19 protein-coding genes are annotated in these 19,176 nt (G+C 57.4%); 8 read left to right on the top strand and 11 right to left on the bottom strand.

The window, feature by feature from the left end; translation table 11 throughout:
• Positions 1-354: 354 nt before the first annotated feature.
• The 7 genes from IWX85_RS18390 to mltG all read right to left on the bottom strand — a co-directional run bounded on the left by IWX85_RS18390 (position 355) and on the right by mltG (position 6,231).
• A complete protein-coding gene (locus IWX85_RS18390; protein WP_196870717.1) occupies positions 355-1,296 on the bottom strand; it encodes a hypothetical protein in 942 nt (313 codons plus the stop codon).
• A gap of 155 nt (positions 1,297-1,451) precedes the next feature.
• Entirely contained in the window at positions 1,452-2,123 is a 672-nt protein-coding gene (locus IWX85_RS18385; protein WP_196870716.1) for an ankyrin repeat domain-containing protein, read from the bottom strand.
• A complete protein-coding gene (locus IWX85_RS18380) occupies positions 2,120-2,920 on the bottom strand; it encodes a TatD family hydrolase (protein ID WP_196870715.1) in 801 nt (266 codons plus the stop codon). The genes IWX85_RS18385 and IWX85_RS18380 overlap by 4 nt, the downstream gene beginning before the upstream one ends.
• Positions 2,921-2,945: 25 nt before the next feature.
• A complete protein-coding gene (locus IWX85_RS18375) occupies positions 2,946-3,323 on the bottom strand; it encodes a PilZ domain-containing protein (RefSeq protein WP_196870714.1) in 378 nt (125 codons plus the stop codon).
• Positions 3,324-3,391: 68 nt separating this feature from the next.
• On the bottom strand, positions 3,392-4,522 hold the full coding sequence (locus IWX85_RS18370; RefSeq protein ID WP_196870713.1) for a DNA polymerase III subunit delta': 1,131 nt from the start codon (positions 4,520-4,522) through the stop codon (positions 3,392-3,394).
• The gene (gene tmk, locus IWX85_RS18365; protein WP_196870712.1) at positions 4,519-5,217 is read right to left on the bottom strand and encodes a dTMP kinase; all 699 of its coding nucleotides are present in this window, start codon (positions 5,215-5,217) and stop codon (positions 4,519-4,521) included. Before tmk ends, IWX85_RS18370 begins: the two co-directional genes overlap by 4 nt.
• Before the next feature lie 6 nt (positions 5,218-5,223).
• Entirely contained in the window at positions 5,224-6,231 is a 1,008-nt protein-coding gene (gene mltG, locus IWX85_RS18360) for an endolytic transglycosylase MltG (RefSeq protein WP_196870711.1), read from the bottom strand.
• 85 nt (positions 6,232-6,316) lie between these two features.
• Between mltG and IWX85_RS18355 the strand changes: the two genes are divergently transcribed.
• Positions 6,317-7,276, top strand: a complete 960-nt coding sequence (locus IWX85_RS18355; RefSeq protein ID WP_196870710.1) for a folate-binding protein YgfZ — start codon at positions 6,317-6,319, stop codon at positions 7,274-7,276.
• 27 nt (positions 7,277-7,303) lie between these two features.
• Complete coding sequence (locus IWX85_RS18350) at positions 7,304-8,149, top strand: NRDE family protein (RefSeq protein WP_196870709.1); 846 nt, start codon at positions 7,304-7,306, stop codon at positions 8,147-8,149.
• 146 nt (positions 8,150-8,295) lie between these two features.
• Here IWX85_RS18350 and IWX85_RS18345 read toward each other — a convergent pair whose 3' ends face one another.
• Positions 8,296-9,153 (bottom strand): YbgC/FadM family acyl-CoA thioesterase, encoded by an 858-nt coding sequence (locus IWX85_RS18345; RefSeq protein ID WP_196870708.1) that lies wholly within the window; start codon positions 9,151-9,153, stop codon positions 8,296-8,298.
• Positions 9,150-10,115: an alpha/beta hydrolase gene (locus IWX85_RS18340; RefSeq protein ID WP_196870707.1), complete on the bottom strand. Its 966-nt coding sequence runs from the start codon at positions 10,113-10,115 to the stop codon at positions 9,150-9,152. The genes IWX85_RS18345 and IWX85_RS18340 overlap by 4 nt, the downstream gene beginning before the upstream one ends.
• Before the next feature lie 169 nt (positions 10,116-10,284).
• Between IWX85_RS18340 and IWX85_RS18335 the strand changes: the two genes are divergently transcribed.
• The gene (locus IWX85_RS18335) at positions 10,285-11,421 is read left to right on the top strand and encodes an iron-containing alcohol dehydrogenase (RefSeq protein WP_196870706.1); all 1,137 of its coding nucleotides are present in this window, start codon (positions 10,285-10,287) and stop codon (positions 11,419-11,421) included.
• Positions 11,422-11,541: 120 nt separating this feature from the next.
• Here IWX85_RS18335 and IWX85_RS18330 read toward each other — a convergent pair whose 3' ends face one another.
• Entirely contained in the window at positions 11,542-13,908 is a 2,367-nt protein-coding gene (locus IWX85_RS18330) for a Tex family protein (RefSeq protein ID WP_196870705.1), read from the bottom strand.
• A 158-nt stretch (positions 13,909-14,066) separates the two neighbouring features.
• Here IWX85_RS18330 and IWX85_RS18325 point away from each other — a divergent pair, with 158 nt between their 5' ends.
• Complete coding sequence (locus IWX85_RS18325) at positions 14,067-14,582, top strand: hypothetical protein (RefSeq protein ID WP_036814107.1); 516 nt, start codon at positions 14,067-14,069, stop codon at positions 14,580-14,582.
• A 32-nt stretch (positions 14,583-14,614) separates the two neighbouring features.
• Positions 14,615-15,142, top strand: a complete 528-nt coding sequence (locus IWX85_RS18320; protein ID WP_231379952.1) for a hypothetical protein — start codon at positions 14,615-14,617, stop codon at positions 15,140-15,142.
• Positions 15,143-15,246: 104 nt separating this feature from the next.
• On the opposite strand, the gene IWX85_RS18315 is transcribed toward IWX85_RS18320, so the two are convergent.
• Positions 15,247-16,461, bottom strand: a complete 1,215-nt coding sequence (locus tag IWX85_RS18315) for a PHB depolymerase family esterase (RefSeq protein ID WP_196870704.1) — start codon at positions 16,459-16,461, stop codon at positions 15,247-15,249.
• A 241-nt stretch (positions 16,462-16,702) separates the two neighbouring features.
• On the opposite strand from IWX85_RS18315, the gene IWX85_RS18310 reads away from it, so the two are divergent.
• From IWX85_RS18310 to IWX85_RS18300, 3 genes are all read left to right on the top strand, one after another.
• Positions 16,703-17,653: a rhodanese-related sulfurtransferase gene (locus IWX85_RS18310; RefSeq protein WP_036814114.1), complete on the top strand. Its 951-nt coding sequence runs from the start codon at positions 16,703-16,705 to the stop codon at positions 17,651-17,653.
• A gap of 1 nt (position 17,654) precedes the next feature.
• Positions 17,655-18,395 carry a glutathione S-transferase gene (locus tag IWX85_RS18305; protein WP_051984424.1) on the top strand — a complete coding sequence of 247 codons (741 nt, stop codon included), beginning with the start codon at positions 17,655-17,657 and terminating at the stop codon, positions 18,393-18,395.
• A 182-nt stretch (positions 18,396-18,577) separates the two neighbouring features.
• A complete protein-coding gene (locus tag IWX85_RS18300; RefSeq protein ID WP_196870703.1) occupies positions 18,578-18,961 on the top strand; it encodes a hypothetical protein in 384 nt (127 codons plus the stop codon).
• The last annotated feature ends 215 nt before the right edge of the window (positions 18,962-19,176 follow it).

Raw genomic sequence — 19,176 nt, 5'->3', positions numbered from 1 at the left:
TAAAAAGGCATGACTGCTCGAAATATCAGATAAATTGCAAACAGTAAGAATGCTGATAATATGTTTTCCGCAAATGATCTTGCGTAGGTTGATATCGCTGACATGGGAAAGACATCAGAGCGGTTATTTTTAGGCCAAATCTGAGTAAGAGTGGTTCGAACTTAACTAATAAAATATAAATCATCTGACTCCAGTACACAGCAAAAAAGATCCCGTCATCACTCCAGCATAGACTTCGTTGCAGATGGAAATCAAGAAACCTCCACGATCAAAGCCTCTCTTACAAGTTCGGGAGCCCGATTTTAAATCTGCCCCCAAAGCTTCTTCGAGTAATCATGAGGGACACATCATGTATTAACGCAAATTGAGAGAAGTACTTTTCTGACGCTTGTATTCGCTCTTTTTCATGTCTAGATAACTAGAGCGGTCTATTTCATGTAGCTGTAACGCATACTCTTGGGTCGCATCAAACCAATATTGAAATCTGGCTTCCGGTGTCTGCATATCAGTACGCTGAAGAGATGCGAGGTAAGCCTCTATTGCAAGGTAATAACGCATCGTATTTCGCTCAATAGCACCGCGCATTCCTCCCACATAATCGGACTGTTCATTGGACGTTATCTTAGTGAACCCAACTTTACCCCGACCTAAAGTGGACAGATAAGTCTGCATCGCCAGTTGGCCAGCAAACCCATATCCATACGAATAGTGAAGATGAATAAAGGTTTTACCTTCAAGTAAAGGAATAGCACGCAATTGAAGCCGGTAGTCAGTAGTATTCAAAGGACCATTATTTGCATGCAGTTCTATTGAAAAATACTCCGGTGTTTCCGCCGTGACACGATGGGAGAATTCGAGCAAGAAGGTATCGGCGAGTTCCTGGGGTGTTTTTTTTCCTACATTAACTGCAAGTCTGGCGGGACTAGCTGTTTCGGAACTCGCATGACAATATTTGGTATTCAGATGCAGTATGAGTACTTCACACCAAAGATAAGAATTTCTGAAAGTGGTGCTTACCGTAGTAAATGGCGAATCTAAAATAGCATATACAGCGCTGCTAACTTTTCCGGCATTCTCTTGTGATTCAAATACCACAGGGCGGTGATAAGTATTTTTAGTCAGCTCAGATTTTAGTAACGCATGCTTTTTAAGCAGAACCACAGCACCTGAATCAGTGCTGGTGAGTGCAGGCACCTGGGGAAATACATTTCCAATGCTGATAAATGTAAGAACTACAGTTGCTCCAAGTACCAGAAAAAATTTTTTCTCAATTCTGTTGTGCGGTAACTTTTCCATTTATCAAGTTTGCCCGGAAATGGGCAGACAGCTAGCAACAATGCATTTTGTCCTACGAACACTGTCACAAAACACCGAGAGCCGCTAAACCTCAGTATTAGCAACGCATTGAGTTAGGTTAACATAATATACATCGTGGAATGTAGTGAGAACTCTTACCATCGTCCAATTGGTCGTTTGTTTCTAATCGCTGCAGCGATTGCTTCTATTGAATCCGGCCTTTTTCCACGCTGTGCAAAATCCAGTGCAGTAAGTCCTTGCTGATTTTTGAGATTCGGATCAGCGCCTTCTTGCAACAGCAGATTGACAGATGCTACTGAGCCATACATGGAGGCCATCATCAATGGCGTGGAACCATTGGGCGACTCAGCGTCGATGTAGGCGCTGTTCTCAAGCAGCAGCCCAATGAGCTCAGTATGTCCACTGCTGGCTGCGTAATGAAGCGGCGTCCAGCCAGTTTTATTTACATCGGCTCCCTTTTTGATTAGCTTGACCGCCAACTCCAGTTGTCCCTTGAGCACTGCTAGCATCAAAATACTTTCCCCTTGCGCATTGAGCTGGTTGGCATCGGTTTTTGGCCAATCTATCAAAACGTGCGCAGATTCGGGCGACGGTTCACGCAAGGCAATATACAAGCCGGTTTGTCCTTTTGGATCAGTCGTATTGGCATCGAATCCCCTAGCAAGCAGTTCACTGACTCTTACCGCGTTATCGTGCTTTATGGCATCAAAGAAGTCCTCGAAAGAACCGGCATATGCTAGGCTGTTGCCAGCAAAAAGAAAGGCAAGGAAACATTTTTTTGCATATTTGGAAAGCGTCCCAGTCATGCATTTATACCCGTGAAAAGTCGTTCGAAATTCTGGCTGGTCGCCTTTGCAATCGTCTCGAGAGATTCTTGTTTGATTTCAGCAAGCTGTTTTGCCACAAAAGGCACATAGGACGGACTATTGGTCTTACCCCGGTAAGGCATTGGGGCAAGATAGGGACTGTCGGTTTCGATTAAGAGTCGGTCAAGGGGCACAAAGCGAGCTACCTCACGAATGTCTCCCGCATTTTTAAATGTGATCACGCCTGAAAAAGAGATGTAGAAACCAAGGTCCAGCGCGGCTTTAGCAACCGCCTGGGTTTCAGTAAAGCAATGAAAAACTCCGCGTACCTGTCCGTGCTGTTTAGCAGCATTGGCACTTTCCTCCTTAAGAATGGCAATCGTATCGTTAGAAGCGCTTCGTGTGTGAACAACAAGTGGTTTTCCTGTAATGCAAGCGGCCCTGATATGCACTCTAAAACGTTCGCGCTGCCATTCCATGTTGGCAAGCGTTCTCTCTCGCAGCCGGTAATAATCAAGTCCTGTTTCGCCAATGCCCACTACTTTTTCAAGACTGGCCCGCTTGACAAGATCTTCAATGCATGGTTCTTGGACGTCTTCACTGTCTGGGTGTACTCCAACCGTACACCAGAAATTGTGATAGCTAGTGGCAAGCTTGTGAACATCGTCGAATTCTTCAAGCGTGGTGCAAATACACAAAGCACGGGTCACTTGGGCTTCACGCATGGATTGTCTTATTTCCGGGATCTTTTCTTTTAGCTCTGGAAAATTCAAATGACAGTGTGAGTCAGTGAACATTTTTAATTGGATATGTAGACGATATTCAAATAGTATTCGTAGGACGACTTGAAACTAAATTAGCGCCAAGTATTTCTTCGATCCTGGCTTTAAGCATTTGAGATTTCTCATCTGCTGGAAACTTAACCCCTATTCCCTGCGTTTGGTTGGCAGCAGCATGTGCAGGAGTGATCCATGCCACTTTGCCTGTGACCGGATGGCGTTGCGTTTCCTCTGGAAGAGTCAGGAGCATATAGACATCTTCGCCAAGCTTGTAGTCGCGGTTAGTGGAAATAAAGATTCCTCCCTCTTTGAATAAAGGAATGTAGGCAACATAGAGGTCTGCCCTTTCCTTGAGGACCAACTGAACAATGCTGGGCCGGGATGCTGTAGCTACAGGACGTGGAATAGGTTTTATACTCATTGAAATTTCTATGAAGGTTGGATTACTGCCAATCGTTTGCAGCCGTTCTGAGCATGCAGGGCGTCAACTTATACGGTAGTCAGCGCTGTCTTTGCACGGCTGACCAGCGATTCAATCAGCAGCCCGGGGTTGTAAGGATGCTCCACGGTGCGTGCAATAGCGTTCAGGTCCGCAAACCAGCTTGTGAGTGCATGCAACCCCATTGCAACCAGTTCATGAGCTGCATGGCCCGTTTTACCAGAAGGTCTTTGGTGTATTCCCGGTAAGTCGGTAGCACTGAAAAACCGGGGATCCGCACCTACCCGGACAGCGCATAGGTCATGGCAAAGCTTTTGCAAGGCATCGACCGCCATAGCCGGTGGCCAATCCGCCAGCGCTGCGACATCGCCGCGAAGCATCGCTTTTGGAAAATCCTTCCATTGCTGCGCCATCTCTGGAACTGGACTGCCTTGTCCCCAGTTGAACACGTCTGCCGGCCGCCCGCCCGCTCTAAGCAAAAGCGTCTTCAGGTCAGTGGCGTCTACCGTACGAATCAATTTTTGTGGTTTGTTGTCTATGCTGCCCAGGCGAGCCGTTTGACTGCCAAGCCAGTTTAAGGCCTGCTCAAAATCAGGCCACAGCATGATGTGGCCAATGCAGCGGCTGCGGATCGTTGGCAAAAGTTGGTGCGCAGCTTCGGTTGCAAGAATGAACTTGACCGCCCCTGGCGGCTCCTCTAGAGTCTTCAATAACGTGTTTGCCGTGATGTGATTCATGCGTTCGGCAGGAAACACCACGATGACCTTGGTTGTTCCTCGTGATCGCGTGAATTGGGTAAACGACACGGCTTCACGCGCCGCATCCACCTTGATTTCCTTGCTGGGCTTGCGTTTTTTTCCGTCCAGATCGTCCTGTGTTTTTTCGCCAAGCGGCCAGCCCAGCGACAGCGACAGGGTTTCAGGCAGGAGCATGCATAGATCTGCATGCGTATGAACCGCGACCGCATGGCAACTGCCGCAGTGGCCGCAGGCGCCCTGCGCAGTTGGCTGCTCGCACAACCAGGCTGAGGACAGCGCCAATGCCAGTTCGAACTGTCCTAGCCCGGAAGGCCCGTCCAGCAGCCACGCATGGCCTCGCTGGGACAGCAAGCTCTCTAGCTGGGTTTGTAGCCATGGGGCCAAGGGCCGTCGTGGAGTGGTCAATGTATTTTGGATGTTCATGACTGCGCTGTGGCTTGCAGCCATCCCTTTTCCACCACTGTTTGCAGAACGCACTGCCAGACAACATCACGCGCCTGTGAAGCATCAATCTGCGCGATGCGTTCAACATGGTCGCGCTGGCGTTCCGCGTAGCCTTGCGCCACACGGCGAAAAAATTCCACAGGCTGCGATTCGAACCTGTCGGGAATGCGCGAACCCGCCAGGCGCAATGCAGCATCCTCTGGTGGCAGATCAAACCAGATCGTCAGGTCGGGCTCGATCACCGTTTCAACCTCGGGTTTCATCGGCTGATTGCCCGCCGGGTCGCCCAGCAGACCTTCATCGGCCTGCACCCAGCGTTCCAGCGTTGCCAACACATCCAGATCAAAACCGCGCCCGGCCCCCTGGTAGGCAAATGTTGCGTCGCTGAAGCGGTCGCACAGCACCACCTCGCCACGCAGCAGCGCGGGCGCAATCACGCGCACCACATGGTCGCGGCGGGCTGCAAAGATCAACAGCGACTCGGTCAGCGGGTCCATCGCCTGTTCGAGCACAAGGCTGCGCAGCTTTTCAGCAAGGAAGGTGCCGCCCGGTTCGCGCGTGAGCGTGACCACTTGACCTTCTAACCGGAAGGCATTGGCCAGGCTGTCGATGTGGGTTGATTTTCCGGCGCCGTCGATACCTTCAAAACTGATGAATAAGCCGTGATGGGACATGATGCTTTAGCGGCCTCGAATGTATTTGTTGACGGCGCGGTTGTGTCCATCAAGGTTCTCACTGAACTCGCTGGTGCCGTCACCGCGAGAGACAAAATATAGCGCCTTTGTCGGTGTCGGCTGTATCGCCGCCAGCAAGGCAGCCTTGCCCGGCATGGCAATCGGCGTGGGCGGCAGACCCTTTCGGGTGTAGGTGTTGTAAGGCGTGTCCTGCTGGAGATCGCGTTTGCGCAGATTGCCATCAAACCGGGCGCCCAGTCCATAGATCACGGTCGGGTCTGTCTGCAGCGGCATGCCAATGCGAAGACGGTTGGTGAAAACCCCGCCAATCTGTCCACGGTCCGAGGGCTTGCCGGTTTCCTTTTCAACAATGCTGGCCAGGATGAGTGCCTCGTCGGAAGACTTGAGTGGTGTCTCAAGACTGCGCAAACCCCAGGCGGCTTCGAGTCGTCGGTCCATGGCCCGAGTTGCGCGCTTGAGCACCGCCAGGTCGCTGGAGCCTTTGGAGTAGGTATACGTATCGGGAAAAAACCGACCTTCCGGATGAACGCCTGGTTTTCCAAGCTTTTGCATGATCGTTTCAGCGTTCATCGCAAGCGTGTCGGGCGTTAGCTGCTCTGCTTTTTGTAGTGCCTGCAGAACCTGGCTGAAAGTCCAGCCTTCAACCAGTGTGACGCTTTTCAGCGTTTCCTCACCGCGAACCAGCATGCTCAGCAGTCTTCGTGGCGAGATGCCGGGAACCATTTCATAGCTGCCCGCCTTGATCAGCCGGGCCTGTCCTGAAAAACGAAACCACGCCTGGAGCAGCCACACCGGCACATCTGCGCCGCTGGCGACCACGGCATCAGCGACGCCGTTGGCTGGGGTGCCATGCTCGATTTCCAGATCAACGACCTGGCCTCCCGGCTGCAGCCGGAGGGCCATGGGTTCGTGAAGCCACCACAAGGCCGCGCCAAAAAACAGCAGCGCTGCGGTAAACAGCAAGATCAGTAAACTTGTAAAAGCACGACGCACGACCCAGCCACCTTTTCAACATCAACACCACGAGACACGGGGCAATGATAATTCAGGCCATCTTCACTTTTACAGCGAATTCCTCATGACCATGACCAGTTCAGTCTCTCCAATCTCGGGCGTCGTCAAGCTGGCGCATCTCGGGATCATCCGTGCCGTCGGCGAAGAAGCTGTCAAGTTCCTGCAGGGCCAGTTGACACAGGATGTGGCTTTGCTGGAACCGACGCAAGCCCGGCTCGCGGCATTCTGCAATGCCAAGGGGCGGATGCAGGCCAGCTTTGTTTTGTTCAAGCGCAGCCCGGAAGATATCCTGCTGGTGTGCAGCCGGGACCTTCTAGCCGCCACGCTCAAGCGGCTGTCGATGTTTGTGATGCGTGCAAAGGCAAAACTCAGCGATGCCACAGACGATTTTCTGCTGTATGGCCTGACGGGCAATGCTATTGACTCTATTGCATCCAGCGCCCAGCCAGTCTGGACCAAGGTCGATATTGATGAGGCAAACCTGATTTTTCTCTATCCAGGCGCCGGCCAGGCGCGGGCGATGTGGTGTGGTCCGAGCGCGTCCCCTGTGCCCAAGGGCGAGCGTATTGGATTGGAACTGTGGAACTGGCTTGAAGTGCAATCGGGAATTGCAACAATCAGCCAGTCTATTTTTGAGTCGTTTGTGCCGCAAATGCTCAACTATGAGTCGGTCGGCGGCGTGAATTTCAAGAAAGGCTGCTACCCCGGACAGGAAATTGTTGCCCGCAGCCAGTTTCGCGGCACGCTCAAGCGCCGTGCGTATCTGGTTCATGCCGATACCGATTCTGCGCCTGCACCAGGCCAAGAGGTCTTTCATGCGCAAGACAGTGACCAGCCTTGCGGTCTGGTGGCTGCATCTGCTGCGCATCCAGCGGGCGGCTTCGATGCGATCGTGTCGATTCAGACCGCCGCAGCGGCAGATGCAGCTGCGCAATCCGGGGTAAAGCGCTTGAGCCTGGCTAACGCTGCTGGACCGGCTCTGACACTGCTGCCACTGCCTTACCCATTGCTTGAAGATATCTGATGCCATGAGGACAACGGAAATTCAGGTATGTGCCTGATTGCGTTTGCTATCGGCGCTTCGCCGGGCTGCCCCTTGGTAATAGCCTCCAATCGTGACGAATTCCTTGATCGCCCGACGCTGCCGCTTGATCGATGGCAAACGGCTTGCGGGCAAGAAATCATTTCCGGACGCGATCTGCGCGCAGGTGGAACATGGCTGGGAATCACACCAGCCGGGCGGGTGGCATTTCTCACGAATGTCCGCGAACCCAAGGCTGAATTGGCCGCGCTTTCACGGGGTGATTTGGTAATACGCTGGCTTGAAAGCCACGGCGATACCGCTTCATTTGGAGCCCTGCTTGAAAAGGACAGTCAACGGTACGGTGGATTTAACCTGGTGCTGGGTGATGTGCAGAAAAATACCTGGACGTGGATGACGAACCGACCGGTTGCGCCTTTGTCAGGCCTACATTCCAAAACGCTCGTCCCTGGTGTCTACGGACTGTCGAATGCAGCACTTGATGCGCCATGGCCCAAGTCACTCGCACTGAAAAATGCGTTGATGGCGTCGTTGCAAAAGAAAGCGCAGTCCAATTCGCAGGATGATTCATGGCAAGGACTGCTCTGGACGGCGCTTGGCAATCGCGCACCGGCTCCATTTCACAGTTCGCCGACAACTGGGTTGAGCCATGCCATGGAAGTGGCTTTGTCCAGCGTGTTCGTGGATTCTCCTGAACATGGCTACGGCACGCGCAGCAGTACGGTGTTGGTGGCCAGCAAAGTTTTAGAAACGATTCCAGGGAAATTCTTGAGGATCGACATGACAGAACAGACACACAAGCGTTCACTTGTTGATGAACTTTCTTCTATCTCCAGCTTTGATTTCTTTATATGAATTTTTAATAGTACCAAAAAACTTGTAGATTACATTCATAGAGAAAATCTACTTCCTTTGATATTTGTATTTCGAACCGGGGTTTCTGCGTAAACGCTGCGACTGCTCAGGTGCAAAAATCTTGAATATCCATGCTGCCCGCTGATTCAGATTGGCTTGAACATTTCCATGCACAAGGTTCCCGCCTCAATAAAAGGCTCTCCACGCGTCATAAAGCCTTCCCGCAAATAAAAATCTTCCGCACGGCCCGGCGCATGCAGCATGATTTCGTGATCACCGCGTTTCTGGGACGCAATGACCAGCGCACCCAGAATGGCCCGACCGATCCCTCCACCCCGCAATGCGCGATGCACTGCCAGACGGCTTATCTTGCCTGAAGCGTTGTGTTGCCTGACCAGCCGGCCACTCGCGATACCCTGCCCCAACGCATTAAAAGCCACGGCATGCAAGGCTGAACCGTCATATTCATCCCATTCGGCTTCAAGTGCACTGCACTGGTCCTGCACAAATACAGCCCTTCGGATACTTGCAACATCCAGTTGCAATTCTGTCCATTCACCAATTTTTATCTCGAGAATGGATTCACCGGCTTCGAAACGCTCGACCAGGCTGCGCAAGCCAGGCGGCACGGGACGTGAGGTTTGCGACGCCGGATCGGCAAATACATACACGAGTTCACAAGTAACAAGCAATTCATCACCCCTGAAGATCGCGCCGGTAAAAACCATCGATGAGTTACCGATCCGTTCGCACTTCAGCGCCACGGCAAGTCGGTCGTCAAAGCGTGCCGATCCGTGGTATTCGACGCTGGCCTTTTTGACATACAACTCGCCACCCAGCTGAGTCATGGCCTCCTCATAAGGAAGTGCCAGCGCGCGCCAGTAGTCGGTGATGGCGGTGTCGAAGTACATCAGGTAGTGCGCGTTGAACACGATCTTTTGCATATCCACTTCGGCCCATCGAACGCGCAAGCGATGAAAAAGCTGGAAATCATTTGGCTTCATGGTCGATGTTTCAGGTGAAAGGCATGGCGCAATGCGCGGGCGGCGTCGGCATGGGCATGGCGCGCCTCGGGAATAATGCGGCCCATTTTGATGAATTCATGGGTAACGCCCCGGTAGATCTCCAAATCAACAGGTACACCGGCGGCGCGCAGCCTGTCTGCATACAGCAGCCCTTCGTCGACCAGTGGATCGCATTCGGCCAGCCCGAACCAGGTCGGCGCCGTGTCACCCACATGACTGGCGTTGAGCGGCGCAAAGCGCCAGTCTTCGCGGTCAGCCGGGTCGCGCAAATAATGGTTAAAAAACCAGCCGATGTCTATGTCCTCAAGCACAAAACCCTTGGCAAACCTGCGGTGCGAAGCCGTGTCCTGATGCGATGCACAACCGGGATAGAACAGCAATTGCAGCGCCAGCGGCAAGCCGCTATCCCGGGCCAGCAACGCGCACATCGCGGCCAGCGTGCCGCCCGCGCTGTCGCCGCCAACGGCCAGATGCCGGGCGTCAAGCCCGAGTTCAGCAGCGTGACCGGCGAGCCATTGCAGCGTGTCCCAGGCGTCATGCGTTGCCACGGGAAACTTGTGCTCGGGCGCCAGCCGGTAATCTACCGACACCACGGCGCAGCCGGCCAGGTGGCTGAGTTGTCGGCACAGTCCATCATGGGTGGTGATGCTGCCAATGGTGAAGCCGCCACCGTGAAAGTACAGCAGTATCGGCAATTTTTCCGTTGATGGCGCATACAGCCGCGCAGCCACCACATGACCGTCACGCACAGGAATGCCGAAGTCGCAGACCCGCGCCAGCACCGGCTTGGGAAGTTCCAGCACGCCCGAGCCGGCTTCATAGGCCGCGCGGGCCTGGCCTGGCGAGAGCGTGTGAAAAGGCGGGCGATGGGCCCTTGCCATTCGCCTCAGGACATCGCGCATGGCCGGCGTCAGCAGGCTTTCGGGGGGACGGAAATGCATTTAGCTGAACAACGCGGAAGAAAATGAGGGGATGGCCGACGCCACCGAAATACCTATCGCCAAAGTGACCTCCATCAGGGTTTGCTTGTGATTCAAGATAGCCTACAGCCTTTAAAGTAAGGTTCACGTCAACAGCTTCGAATCGTACATCGCAGAAAGACCTCCAGCCATGGCCCTCATCTACTACGTCACCCAGGTCCAGTTTGAATTTGGCGCCCTCAAACTGCTCAAGCAGGAGTGCGAACGTGTCGGCATTACCCGTCCACTGGTCGTGACCGACCCGGGCGTCAAGGCGGCGGGCATCCTGCAAAAAGCGCTGGACGCCCTGCCCGGCCTGACGGTGGCGGTGTTTGACCAGACGCCTTCCAATCCAACGGAAACAGCGGTGATTGCTGCGGCCGAGCTCTACAAGATCAACGGCTGCGACGGCCTGATAGCCGTTGGCGGCGGCTCGGCGATTGACTGCGCCAAGGGTGTGGCGATAGCTGCGACCCACGAAGGTCCATTGACCAGCTACGCCACCATTGAAGGCGGCTCTTCCAAAATCACCGCACGTGTCGCCCCGCTGATCGCCGTACCCACCACCAGCGGCACCGGCAGCGAGGTGGCGCGCGGCGCCATCATCATCGTCGGCGACCACCGCAAGCTCGGTTTTCATTCGTGGCATCTGGTGCCGAAATCCGCAATTTGCGACCCCGAATTGACGCTCGGCCTGCCCGCCAGACTGACCGCCGCGACCGGCATGGATGCGATTGCGCATTGCATGGAAACCTTCATGTCGGCGGCCTTCAATCCGCCGGCCGACGGCATCGCCCTGGACGGATTGGCTCGCGGCTGGGCGCACATCGAGCGCGCCACGCGCGACGGCAGCGACCGCGAAGCGCGGCTGAACATGATGAGCGCGTCGATGCAGGGCGCCATGGCCTTCCAGAAGGGGCTGGGCTGCGTGCATTCGCTGAGCCACAGCCTGGGCGGCGTCGACCCGCGCCTGCACCACGGCTCGCTCAATGCGGTGTTCCTGCCGGCCGTTGTGCGCTTCAATGCCGGCGCTGAGTCGATGCAGAAGGAACTGCGACTGGTGCGCATGGCCCGCGTCATGGGGCTGTCATCGGGCAGCGAGATTCCGGATGCCATTCAAGCCATGAACACGCGCCTCGGGCTAGCGGGCGGCCTGGCTGAAATGGGCGTGCGACGCGAACAGTTCGGCCAGATCATCGAAGGCGCACTGGCCGACCATTGCCACCAGACCAATCCGCGCCTGGCCAGCGCGCAGGACTACGAGGCCATGCTTGAAGATTCAATGTGAGATCCCAATGGGCCGCCGTCTGCCGCTATTGAATAGATAGCTGGCAATGCACGTACTTATTGCGTAAACGACCTATTTAAGCGTTAAAAAACGTGGTTGCCGGGGGCCGGGTTGAACCGGCTACTTCTTCAGCCCCGCCAGTTTGCTGAAAGCCGATTGCATGGCGGTCGATGCCGGTTGCAGCACGCCCTGCCCTTGCCGTCCTCCGCTGCCAGGCTTGGCGCTTTCAAACCGGTTGTCGCGCGGGGCGTCGCGTCGCACAGGGGCAGCGTCCAGCTTCATGGTCAGGGCGATGCGCTTGCGCGCCACATCGACCTCGGTGACGCGCACCTTGACGATGTCGCCAGTCTTGACGACTTCGCGCGCGTCGGTCACGAACTTGTTGGACAGCTGGCTGACATGCACCAGACCATCCTGGTGCACGCCAATGTCGATGAAGGCGCCGAAGGCCGCCACGTTGCTGACCGTGCCTTCCAGCAGCATGCCTTCCTGCAGGTCCTTGATATCCTCCACACCGTCGTTGAAGCGCGCCACCTTGAAGTCCGGGCGCGGGTCGCGGGCCGGCTTTTCGAGCTCGGCCAGGATGTCTTTCACCGTGATGACGCCGAATTTCTCGTTGGCGAACAGCTCGGGTTTCAGCATCTTGAGCATCTCGGCGCGGCCCATCAACTCGGCCACCGGCTTGCCGGTATGCGTCATGATTTTTTCGACCACTGAATAGGTTTCAGGGTGCACGCCGGTCATGTCCAGCGGGTTGGAACCACCGCGCAGCCGCAAGAAACCCGCGCTCTGCTCGAAGGTCTTGGCGCCCAGCCCCGTCACCTTCAGCAGGTCGGCGCGGCTGGCAAACGCGCCGTTCGCATCGCGCCAGCGCACCACCGACTTGGCCACCGTCTGGCTCAGCCCCGACACCCGTGCCAGCAATGGCACGCTGGCGGTGTTCAGGTCCACGCCGACGCTGTTCACGCAGTCCTCGACCACCGCGCTCAGGCTGCGCGCTAGGTCGCTCTGGTTCACGTCGTGCTGGTACTGGCCGACGCCAATCGATTTCGGGTCGATCTTGACCAGCTCGGCCAGCGGGTCCTGCAGGCGCCGCGCAATGCTGGCGGCGCCGCGCAGGCTCACATCGACATCGGGCATTTCCTGGCTGGCAAATTCGCTGGCCGAATAGACCGAGGCACCGGCTTCGCTGACCACTACCTTTTCGATAGCTGCTGGTGCTTGTCCAGCATGCGCCGGAGCCTGTTTTTCCATGATTTTCATCAAATCGCCAGCCAGCCTGTCGGTTTCGCGGCTGGCCGTTCCGTTGCCGATCGCAATCAGGTTGACGCCGTGCTTTTCGCACAGCCTGGCCAGCGCGTGCAGCGAGCCGTCCCAGTCCTTGCGCGGCTCGTGCGGAAACACCGTGGCGGTTTCGACCAGCTTGCCGGTCGCATCGACCACCGCCACCTTCACGCCGGTGCGAATGCCCGGGTCCAGCCCCATCACGACGCGCGGTCCGGCGGGTGCGGCCAGCAGCAGGTCGCGCAGGTTGTCGGCAAACACCTTGATGGCGACCTTCTCGGCGTCTTCACGCAGGCGGGTGAACAGGTCACGCTCCAGCGACAAACTCAGCTTGACACGCCAGGTCCAGGCGACGCATTTGCGCAGCAGGTCATCGGCCGGCCGCGCCTTGTGGCTCCAGCCCAGGTGCAGGGCAATCTTGCCTTCGGCAATGCTTGGCTTGCCGGCTTCAGGCGGCACCGGTAACACCAGCTTGGCATCCAGGATTTCCAGCCCCCGGCCGCGGAACACGGCCAACGCGCGGTGCGAAGGCACACGCCCGATCGGCTCGTCGTAATCAAAGTAATCGCGGAACTTGGCGCTGTCGGCATGGTGCTCGTCCTTGCCACTGACCAGCTTGGACGACAACAGGCCTTCGCCCCAGAGCCACTGGCGCAACGACTGCACCAGGAGCGCGTCTTCGGCCCAGCGTTCGCTCAAGATGTCGCGCACGCCGTCGAGCACCGCCTGCACGGTGGTGAAGTCGTCGCCGCTTTCGTTCTTTTCGGCCTTCACGAAGGCCAGCGCTTCTTCCAGGGGTTGGCGCGACGGGTCGGCAAACAGCCGGTCGGCCAGCGGTTCGATCCCGGCTTCGCGCGCCATCTGGCCCTTGGTGCGGCGCTTGGTCTTGAAGGGCAGGTAGATGTCTTCCAGGTCCTGCTTGGTGGTGGCCGCTTCGATCGACAGGCGCAGCGCAGGCGTAAGTTTGCCCTGATCTTCAATGTTTTTGAGCACCGTTTCACGGCGCTCTTGCAGCTCGCGCAAGTACGACAGCCGCTGTTCGAGTTCGCGCAGCTGGATGTCGTCCAGTCCTCCGGTGGCTTCCTTGCGGTAGCGCGCAATGAAAGGCACGGTGGCACCGCCGTCAAGCAGTTCCACGGCGGCCCGGATCTGGTGTTCATGGACCCTGATTTCGGCCGCGATCTGGCGAATGATTTTATGCATGTGTTCTCTGATTGAGGATTTTCTGCCTGCCGCCAGCGGCAGCTCCCGTGCCTGCTGACGCCAAAGGGCGGAATTGTCCCACAGTGAAAACCGGCTTGCGCAACGACAATACCGGCCAGCGTCCGCGCCATTCATACCAATCAAAAAGGGAGTTCTCCATGCGTTTTCGCACCATTCTTCTGGTCGTCGCCATCTTGCTGCTGGCCGGCTTCGTGGCCTTGAACGTCGACGTATTTACCCAGCCCAATCCCTTGAGCCTGGGCTTTACCACAATCAATGTGCCTCTCGGACTGGTGATGCTGGGCCTGTTGCTGGCGACCCTTATCGTTTTCCTGGGCAGCACCATCTACATGCAAAGCCGGCATGTGCTCGAAGGACGCACGCATACCCGAGAACTCAATGCCCAGCGCGAACTTGCCGACAAGGCCGAAGCGTCCCGCTTCACCGAATTGCGCTCATACCTTGAAGCACAGGCAGTGACCGAGCAACATCGCGAAACGGCTTTGGGAACCGTCATGGCCGACCGTTTTGCCCAGCAGCAACAGGTCCTGCTGGCCCGCATGGAGCAGATGGACAACACCTTGGCCGCCTACATGGGCGAACTGGAACAACGCCTGGGGCAGCGCGCTTCAACCATCAACCTGCCGCACGACAGCAACACTACCTTCAGATAAGCTTCGGCCATGCAAGACATGGCTGAAGTAACTTGATCGCCCTCCTCCAACGGATTCTCAAAGGCATCCTGTTTGCACCGCTGGCGGTGTTCCTGCTGTTCGAGGAATGGGGCTGGGAACCGCTGGCGGCATGCTTCGCGGCGTTGGGCCGGCTGCCAGTGTGGCGGCAGATCGAGCGGCTGATCATTCGTCTGCCGCCCTGGGCAGCACTGTTGGCGTTTTGCGTTCCGGTGCTATTGCTCATTCCGGTCAAGCTGCTGGCGCTGTTCCTGTTGGGCAAGGGTCACATTGGCATTGGCCTCGGCTTGGTGGTGTCGGCAAAAATCGCAGGCACTGCGCTGGCCGCGCGCCTGTTCCAGTTGACTGAGCCGGCCCTCATGCAAATGGGCTGGTTCTCGCGCGCGTACCCGCCGTGGAAGGCATGGAAAGACCGGATGCTGCGGCAGGTCCGCGTTTCATGGCCCTGGCGTTTGGGAAGGCGCATGAAGCATATGACAAAAGCCGCGCGGGTTCGTCTCTGGAATGCTGTCAGGCAAACAGCGCCCGAAGAGCACAAATAGACCCGTGTGCTTCAATGATCAAAAACAATAGCAATCAATGGCCGACTATATTGCGCAAGAGACCTTTCCAGCTTGAAAAAGGCAATGTCTTCAGGCCAGCACGCTCACATCACCACAGGCGCTGATTGCTGGCGCTGCTGGCCCGAGAAAAAGGCCCACAGCAACAGCGTGGCATCCGGTCCTTCAGGCGCGCTGTAGTCCAGGCTGCCTTCGCCGCCGCTCCACGCATGGCCCAGCCCGTCAATCTCGCACTTGACCAGCATCGGCTTTCGGCCGGCGTAATAGGTCGTCGTCTTGTACGCGTGGCGCGGGCTGCGACCGCTGCTGCGACCGGCATAGCTGCGCACCACCGGGTGGGTGCTGGTGATCCAGGGCGCATCAACGATTGAAAATTGCGCACTCAGGTGGTCTGCATTGACACGGCGCACCACCGAATCGCTTTTGCCCTGGATCAGCATGACCGGCATGCCGGGAAAATGCAGCTTGCTGTCGGTGAACTCGCTCACCGCATCCCGGTGGTGCACGCCAGCGCCCTGCTGCATCGCCTGGAAGCCGCTCATGGGCGAGTCGCTGGTGCCAAAGACCGGCGCCGAATGCAGGCCGGCGGCGGCAATCAGCTGCGGATGGCGCAAAGCCAGAATGGTCGCAAGACCGGCGCCGGCGGACAGGCCGGCAACATAGGTTCGCGTCGTGTCCAGCCGGTTCCGGGCGCCCACCTGTTTGATCATTTCGGCGATCAGCGAGACATCGCCATGGCCTTGCTGGGTGGTGCGCCGGTACCAGTGCCAGCAGCGGTTAGCGTCGGCAGCGGCCGATTGCTGCGGATACAGCACCGCGAAGCCCTTGCGCTCGGCCAGCTGATTCATACGGGTGGAGGCGGCAAAATCAGTTGCGGTTTGCTTGCACCCATGCAGCATCACGACCAATGGAAGCGGCGCCTTGCAAACGCCCGATGGCAGGTAAAGCCAGTACATCATCCGACGCGCCGGCGCCAGCCCCGTCCCCGGCTGGCTGAAGAAGGATTTCTTCCAGCTTCCTGGCAGTGCCGGCAGCAGCGTGGCCGCGGGCCGGGCAGGCGCAGCGGCCGCCTTGCGGCGTTGCTTGGCTGTTTTTATCCCCGGAGGCATCACCGCCTTGACGGTTTTCAGGGTGGCGGTACGAAGGGTCTTGGCGACCTTGGCAGGCTTGACGCTTTTGGCCAGCGGTGTCCTGGCCGCCGTCGTCAACAGGCTTTTGAAGAGTTTGCGGCCCTGCGCCTGCTGTGCCTTGCCGACACGGCGCAGATTGTTGAGCCAGAGGCTGGTCAGACTTTTTGTCATGGGGGTCTTTGGCGTTGTGAGGTGTTAGGGGGTCTGAAATGGGGCCGATGCCGCAAACGCCATGCGCCGGCTCCTGATGCCTCAACCGTTCGATGTATTTTGCTGCAATGCAGCATAATTATCTGTAAGCACTTTTCCCCAGAAACAGGGCTTGGCGTTACAAAACACCGCGAGCGGGATAATTGGCCGACCGGGGCACGACAACGCCCACTTTTTTTTCGTCTGGATTTCCCTTATGACCATGCCTGACTTCCTGACCGCTGCCCTGTACAAATTTGTCGAGCTGCCTGACTTTTCCACGCTGCAGGCACCGCTGCTGGCCTGCTGCGAAGCGCAGGGCGTCAAGGGAACATTGCTGCTGGCACCGGAAGGCGTCAACGGCACAATTGCCGGATCGCCTGAAGGGGTGCGAGCGGTGCTCGGCTTCCTGCGCAGCGATCCGCGCTTGGCCACGCTGGAACACAAGGAAGCGCATGCTGCGCAGATGCCGTTCTATCGCATGAAGGTGAGGCTGAAAAAGGAGATCGTCACACTGGGCGTGCCGGACGTGCACCCCGGGCTGATGGCCGGCCAGTATGTCAAACCGCAGGACTGGGATGCCCTGATAGCAGAGCCTGGCGTTGTGCTGGTCGATACCCGAAATGACTACGAGGTGAATATCGGCACCTTCCAGGGCGCCATCAACCCGGCCACGCACAGCTTTTCCGAGCTGCCCGCCTGGGTCGAGAAGCAAATGGCAGAAGGCGGCACGCTGGCGCCGGTCGATGGCAAGAAACCCCGGGTGGCCATGTTCTGCACCGGTGGCATCCGCTGCGAAAAGTCCACCGCCTACATGCGGGCGCAGGGATTCGAGGAGGTCTACCACCTGGAAGGCGGCATCCTCAAGTACCTTGAAACCATGCCCGAGGCGCAAAGCCGCTGGCAGGGCGAATGCTTTGTGTTCGACGAGCGGGTCTCGGTCGGCCATGGGCTCCAGCCGGGCGACTTCACGCTGTGCCGGTCCTGCCGCGACCCGCTGAGCGCTGCGGACCGAAAATCGCCACTGTATGAACTCGGCGTGAGTTGCGCGCATTGCCAAGCCCGCACCACCGACGCGCAAAAGCAGGGCTATCGCGAACGCCAGCGCCAGGTCGAGCTGGCTGCAGGGCGCCACCAAGCGCACATAGGCGTTCGCCAGCACGGCAGCGAGTGACATGAACACGGCAGCGGCCTTGCCCGCTTTTTTCCAAGCGCCTCAACCCCTTCCGGTGCTGTATTCCTTTCGCCGCTGCCCCTATGCGATGCGGGCGCGGCTGGCCATTGCGGCCAGCGGCCTGCGCTGCATAGTGCGTGAAGTCGTGCTGCGCAGCAAACCCGCCGACCTGGTGGCCGCCTCTTCCAAGGCGACAGTGCCTGTGCTGGTACTGCCCGGCGGCCGGGTGATCGAGCAGAGCCTGGAGATCATGCTCTGGGCGCTGTCACTCAATGACCCGCACGACTGGCTTGCGGCGAATCGCGAAACGCGGACCGCCATGCAGGCGCTGATTGGCAGCAACGACGGCAATTTCAAGCAGCACCTGGACCGCTACAAGTACCCGAACCGCTACCAGCATGAACACACGGACGACGAGCAGGCCTTTGCCAAGGCGCACCGGGCGGACGCGGGCAGTTGGCTGAGAGAGCTTCAAAGCCGATTAAACCGCCACCCCTGGCTGTTGGGCGATGCAGCAAGCCTGGCCGACATGGCCATACTGCCCTTTGTCCGCCAGTTTGCGCACACCGACCTAGCCTGGTTTAATGCCCAGCCTTGGCCGCACCTGAAAGCGTGGCTGCTGGACTGGGAGAGCGGGCCGCTGTTTCAGCAGGTCATGGAAAAATACCCGCCATGGCAGCCGGGAGATCCGGACATTGCGTTGGGGCTGTCAACGGGCCCGGCAACAGGCTTGAAGTTCTAAAATTTGAGCCGTTGAGGACAATCGCGCTTAGTCCACGGTCGTAATCAGCTATCTATTCGATAGCAGTCGCACGTTTTCAGCAGCCACACGTTTTCTAGAGCGGCTCCGCCCTAACCGGCAAAGAAAACAAGGGAACGAGGTCGAGGAACGAATGGTCAAAGGCCGATTTGGAGGTAACGATCATGCCTTGGCGACGCGGCAAGGCTTATGCGCAGGATTTCCGGGATCGGGTTCTGGCGGCAAAGGGAACGCTTCGGGAAGTGGCGGCGCGCTTTGATGTCAGCCAGGCCTATGTGTCGCGGGTGCATTCGCGCCATGAGCGGATGGGCCAGGCCAGCGCGGGGGCGAAGCACAACCATGTGCCGCTACGCCTGGGAGGACTGAAGACGCTACTCCTGGGGCAAGTGGCCTTGGCGCCCGAGCAGACGCTGGCGCAGCTGTGCCAGTGGGTCAAGGTCGAGCACGGCCTGCAGGTCGGGCTCACGACCATGGGAAAAACGCTGACCCGGCTGGGGCTGACGCGAAAAAAACGCTGCACGCTGCCGAGCAAAAGCGAAGCGACGTAGCGCATGCCCGCGCGGCCTGGGCCGCAGAGCAGCCCAGACTCGGGCACGGGCGGCTGATCTTTCTCGATGAGACGTGGGCCACGACCAACATGACGCTCACTTGGGGCCGCTCGCCCAGGGGCCCCCTGTGTCAGACTAGTTGTCGCCTCTAAAAAATACTCTTTTAGACGCACCGACAACAATGAAGCAAAAATATTCCGAAGCATTTATCGAAC

This window comes from Polaromonas sp. CG_9.11 (genome assembly GCF_015752225.1).
Classification (GTDB): Bacteria; Pseudomonadota; Gammaproteobacteria; order Burkholderiales; family Burkholderiaceae_C; genus Polaromonas.
This window is presented reverse-complemented; position numbering and strand designations above follow the sequence as displayed.